At 34.2% G+C, this 2,041-nt stretch carries 2 protein-coding genes; one reads left to right on the forward strand and one right to left on the reverse strand.

Translation table 11 applies throughout. The annotated features are described in order from the left end of the window. The coding region (locus B3J44_RS22400; protein ID WP_286971537.1) for a ligand-binding sensor domain-containing protein at positions 1 to 1,121 on the reverse strand (1,121 nt) is incomplete at its 3' end. A 396-nt stretch (positions 1,122 to 1,517) separates the two neighbouring features. Here B3J44_RS22400 and B3J44_RS22405 point away from each other — a divergent pair. Further along, positions 1,518 to 2,041 (forward strand): carboxypeptidase-like regulatory domain-containing protein (locus tag B3J44_RS22405; protein ID WP_286971540.1); only part of this gene is annotated, 524 nt, incomplete at its 3' end.

A 2,041-nucleotide genomic window follows, 5' to 3' on the forward strand; every position in this document is an offset into this window, starting at 1 on the left:
TTTTGTGTTTTCGGATTAAAACGATTCACGCCAGCATCTTCGGTTCCGATCCATAAATCGCCATGATCGTCCTTATGAATTTCTCTAACTGCGCTTCCGCTAATGGAATTTTGATTGTTCTGCGGAAAGTACTTTTTAAACTGCGTATATTGTTTTTGATGGTAATTGACACCGCCAAAATACGTTCCAATCCAGATTCCGTTTTCTTTATCGATAGTAATAGAGTAGGCCGCATTGTCTGAAATCGCATACGGATCATTGTAGTTTTTCTTCAGATTTACAGCCGTTTTGGTTTTCAGATTATACACATAAACACCCGATTCGCTCGCAATCCAAAGTTCGTCGTTTCCTTTTTTTCTGAATTGACGCACGAAAACTGGTTCTTTAATTCCAAATTTAAGTTCGCTTGTCGTTTTATCTTTTCTATTATATAGGAGTACGCCGTGATCGAGCGTGCCAATTACAATGTTTTCGCGATCAACAGCATAAATAACAGTGATTCTAAAATTGGCTTTATCAGCAGGCGGATTTAGAGTAATATTTTCAAAAGAAAGGTTTTCTTCAGAATAATGATAGATTTTATTTAAAGAAGAAGCCCAGATTTCGCCTTTATAATCCTTCGTAATTGAGGTCGTAATAAAATATTTGTTAGGATTAAAAGTGGTCGTCTCTTTCTTTTTTGGAGAATACTTATACAAAATGTTGCCCGAAACAAACCAAATGTTGTCTTTTTGATCGTGATTGATGTCATTGATACGATCATTTATGGCTTCGTTCAAAATCGTAAAGTTGTCCAGCTTTTTATCGTAATGATACAAACCTTTGTCTGTTCCAACCCAAATCGTGCCGTTGTGTTCATGCAGCGATTGTATATAATTGCTTCCTAAACTATGTATTGGGTCTCCGTTGCTTCTGTAGGTTTTAAAACGATAGCCATCAAAACGATTTAAACCATCTTTGGTTCCAAACCACATAAAACCATCATTGTCTTGAATGGAGGTTAAAACGGTATTGTTAGAAAGTCCTTCTTCAACCTGAAAATGTTTAAAATAATAATCTTGCGCATTCGAAAAATTTATCGAAAAAAAGCTGAAACATAAAAAAAGAAAGAATTTACGCATAGGTCTATTTATAAGGCTTAAATCAATATTTCTGCATATCGTCTCAATATTCTACAAAATGTTGCATCTGAATGAAAACGGACTGTTTTTAATACAATTTGAATCATTTGAGAGAGATATTGACACAAATGAAGCATTTTATTTTGAATAAAAAGCGCCTAATTTGAATTTTCAAATAAATGATATTGATAAAATTTTAAGGTTAAAAATATACTATCAATAAAATAAAGTTTGAAAAATCTAACCATTAATAATTTTGAAACAAAATGAACAATTTATTAGAACCAAAGAATATTAGTTCTTTTTTTGTCCGCATTCCAGATGATTAAAAAAAGAGCAATATTTCATTAAACCAAACCACAAAAAGAAATAAAACTATCTAAAATGCAAAAATCAATGAAAACAAAGTTCACTCACTTTTTAACGAAGAGATATCACCTCTTGGTTTTCTTTAGTTTATTACTGCAGTCCGCTTTTGCCCAGCAGATTACTGTTACGGGAAAAGTTACCACCGCAACTGGCGAATCGATTCCTTTTGCGAATGTTTTAATAAAAGGATCCCAAAATGGTGCCGTTACAGACTTTGACGGGAGCTATAAAATTATTGCCAGTGGAAATCAGACACTAGTTTTTAGTTCGCAAGGCTACAAAACAATCGAAATTGCAATCAACAACAAAACTTCTATAAATGTTACTATGGAAGAAGATGCCATGAAATTGGACGAGATAGTTGTTGTAGGTTATGGATCGCAACAGAAAAAAGACCTTACAGGAGCTGTTGCATTAGTTAAACCAGAAGAAATTCAGAAAAGACAAGTTACAACAGTTGCAGACGGACTTCAAGGCTTGGTTACGGGAGTTAAAGTTCGCGGTGGCGGACGCCCAGGACAAGAAGCCAATGTTGAAATTCGCGGACTTAA

Origin of the sequence: Flavobacterium sp. UBA4854, assembly GCF_002399805.1 — a bacterium.
GTDB classification, from domain to species: domain Bacteria; phylum Bacteroidota; class Bacteroidia; order Flavobacteriales; family Flavobacteriaceae; genus Flavobacterium; species Flavobacterium ginsengisoli.